This is a genomic window from Guyparkeria sp. (assembly GCF_046545975.1).
Taxonomy (GTDB): Bacteria; Pseudomonadota; Gammaproteobacteria; order Halothiobacillales; family Halothiobacillaceae; genus Guyparkeria.
In genome coordinates this window covers 1-3,473 of record NZ_JBKGYT010000124.1, presented here as the reverse complement: position 1 = coordinate 3,473, position 3,473 = coordinate 1, and the positions used below count along the sequence as shown (strand labels likewise).

Sequence of the window (3,473 nt, the reverse complement as noted above, 5' to 3'; positions counted from 1 at the left end):
ATGAGCTTCGTCCACCTGCACGTGCACAGCGAGTACTCGCTGATCGACGGCACCCTGCGCGTCAAGGACGCCGTCAAGCATGCCAAGGAACGCGGTATGCCCGCCATCGCACTGACCGACCAGGGCAACCTGTTTGCGATGGTGAAGTTCTACAAGGCGGCACTCGGCGCGGGCATCAAGCCGATCTTCGGCGCGGACTGCTTCGTCTACGAGAACGCCCAGACCCCGCCGTCGCGCGTGGTGCTGCTCGCGCAGAACGACACCGGCTTTCTGCACCTGACCGAACTGCTCTCGCAGGCCTACTGCGAGGGCCAGCACGACGACCGGCCCTGCCTGAACCGCGACTGGCTCACGCCTGAGAAGTCCGAGGGGCTGATCGCCCTGATCGGCGTGGACAGCGACCTGGGCCGCGGGCTGGTCCACGGGCTGGATCACATCGTCGACGAGGCGCTGGCCTTCTGGACCGAGCGCTTTCCCGACCGGCTGTACCTCGAGCTCACGCGCACCAACCGCGTCAACGAGGGCGCGTTCATCGAGTCGGCGGTGGATCTCGCCATCGCCCGGAGCCTTCCGGTCGTCGCCAGCAACGACGTGCGCTTTCTCGACCAGACCGACTTCGAGGCCCACGAGGTGCGGGTGTGCATCAACCAAGGCCGCACGCTCGAGGACCCGCGTCGCCCGCGTGACTACGCCGACCGCCAGTACCTGCGCAGTGCCGCCGAGATGCGCGAGCTATTCAGTGATCTTCCCGAGGCGCTCGACAACAGCCTCGCCATCGCCGAGCGTTGCAACGTCACCCTCAAGCTGGGCGAGAACTTCCTGCCCAACTTCCCCACCCCGGCAGGGCAGACCGAATCCGACTACCTGCGCGAGCTCTCCGCCCAGGGGCTGGAAGAACGCCTCAAGCGCGTCCCGGAAGAAGATCACCAGACCTACCGCGAGCGGCTGGAACGCGAGCTGGACGTCATCATCCAGATGGGCTTTCCCGGCTACTTCCTGATCGTCGCGGACTTCATCCAGTGGGCCAAGCGCCAGGACATCCCCGTCGGGCCGGGGCGGGGCTCGGGTGCCGGCTCGATCGTCGCCTGGGCGCTGCTGATCACCGACATCGACCCGATGGCCTACGACCTGCTGTTCGAGCGGTTCCTCAACCCCGAGCGGGTCTCGATGCCCGACTTCGATATCGACTTCTGCATGGAAGGCCGCGACCGGGTGATCGACTACGTCGCCGAGCAGTACGGCCGCGACGCCGTCTCGCAGATCGCCACCCACGGCACCATGGCCGCCAAGGCGGTGGTCCGCGACGTCGGCCGGGTGCTGGGCTACCCCTACGGCTTCGTCGACCGCATCGCCAAGCTGATCCCGTTCAAGCCCGGGATGGACGTCTCGCTCGACGACGCCCTCGGGCGCACCGAGAAGAGCCAGAAGGAGCCCGAGCGCTACTCCGCCGACCTGAAGGACTTCTACGATCGCGACGAGGAAGTGCAGGCCATCATCGACATGGGTCGGGCGCTGCAGGGCCTGCCGCGCTCGGTGGGCAAGCACGCCGGTGGGGTGCTGATCGCGCCCTCCAAGCTCACCGACTTCACGCCGATGTTCTGCGAGGCGAACCACGCCTCGCCGGCCTCGCAGCTCGACAAGGACGACGTCGAGGCCGTGGGGCTGGTCAAGTTCGACTTCCTCGGCCTGCGCAACCTCACCATCATCGACTGGGCGCTCAAGGCCATCAACGCCACGCGCGAGAAGGCGGGCCTCGAGCCGATCGACATCTCGGCCATCCCGATGGACGACGCCAAGAGCTTCGAATTGCTCAAGCGCTGCGAGACCACCGCGGTGTTCCAGCTCGAGTCCAAGGGCATGAAGGGCCTGATCAAGAAGCTCCAGCCGGACAACTTCGAGGAAATCATCGCCCTGGTGGCCCTGTTCCGCCCGGGCCCGCTCGACTCGGGCATGGTCGACGACTTCATCCTCCGCAAGAAGGGCGAGCAGCAGGTCGAGTACCTCCATCCCTGGCTGGAGGACGTGCTCAAGCCCACCTACGGGGTGATCGTCTACCAGGAGCAGGTCATGCAGATCGCGCAGATCCTGGCCGGCTACACCCTGGGCGGCGCGGACCTCTTGCGCCGGGCGATGGGCAAGAAGAAGCCCGAGGAGATGGCCAAGCAGCGCCAGATCTTCCTCGACGGCGCCAAAGAGAAGGGCGTGGACGTCGACGAGGCCGGCCGCATCTTCGATCTCGTCGAGAAGTTCGCCGGCTACGGCTTCAACAAGTCGCACTCGGCCGCCTACGCGCTGGTCGCCTACCAGACCGCCTGGCTCAAGGCCCACTACCCGGCGTACTTCATGGCCGCCGTGCTCTCCGCGGACATGGACAACACCGACAAGGTCGTCGGCCTGATCGAGGAATGCCGCCGCATGGAGCTCGACGTGGTGCCGCCGTCCGTGCAGCGCTGCGCCTACCGCTTCACCGCCGGCGGCGAACGCGAGATCGTCTACGGCCTGGGCGCGATCCGCGGGGTGGGCGAGGGCGTCATCCAGCGCATCGTCGACGAGCGCGCCGAGAACGGCCCGTTCCGCGACATGAACGACTTCTGCCAGCGCGTCGGCGCGCAGGCGCTCAACAAGCGCGTGCTCGAGGCCATGGTCTGCGCCGGCGCGCTGGACGAGCTCGGCCCCTCGCGCGCCGCGCTGCACGCCCACATCCCCGAGGCCATGAAGGCGGCCAGCCAGGTCGCCGCCGCCGCCGAGGCCGGCATGGGCGATCTCTTCGGCGGCATGGACGAGCCGGAGACGGCGGTGGCCAGCCCGATCAAGCCGTTGCCCGAGTGGTCGGACGACGAGCGCCTGCGCCTCGAGAAGAACATGCTCGGGCTGTACCTGACCGGCCACCCGATCAACCAGTACATCGACGAGATCCAGTGCTTCATCACCGGACGGCTCGACGAGCTGACCGACAAGGCCGAGGCCGCCGCGGCCGCTGCCGGTGGCGGTTTCGTCCGCGGCACGCCGGCGGTGGTGGCGGGGCTGTGCGTCGCCGAGCGCACCATGCGCACGCAGAGCGGCGACAAGCAGCTGTTCGTCACCCTGGATGACGGCCACGGCCGCGGCGAGATGCGGCTGGTGGGCGACGACATCGAGACCCTCGCCGACCGCGTCGGCCGCGACCAGCTGGTGATCGTCGAGGGCGACGTCTCCTTCGATTCCTTCAACGGCAACCTGCGGATTCGGCACAAGCGGCTCTACACGCTGGGCGAGGCGCGGGCGCGGTTCGCACAGTGCGTCACCATCGCACTCACCCCCGACTGCGGCGTCGAGGCGACCGAGCGGATGCTCGACATCATCGAGCCGTTCCGCGAGGGGGAGGGGTTGCCGGTGATTGTCGAGGTGCAGAGTGAGTTGGGGCGGGGGGCGTTTCGTCTGGCCGACGAGTGGCGGGTGGCGCCGGAGGCTACGTTGATGGGGCGGTTGGAGGA

General features: G+C 67.8%; 1 protein-coding gene. It reads left to right on the top strand.

Annotation, left to right across the window (positions count from 1 at the left end; translation table 11 throughout):
* Positions 1-3,473, top strand: a 3,473-nt coding sequence (gene dnaE, locus ACLFMY_RS08730; protein WP_410764273.1) for a DNA polymerase III subunit alpha, incomplete at its 3' end; no start/stop codon positions are given.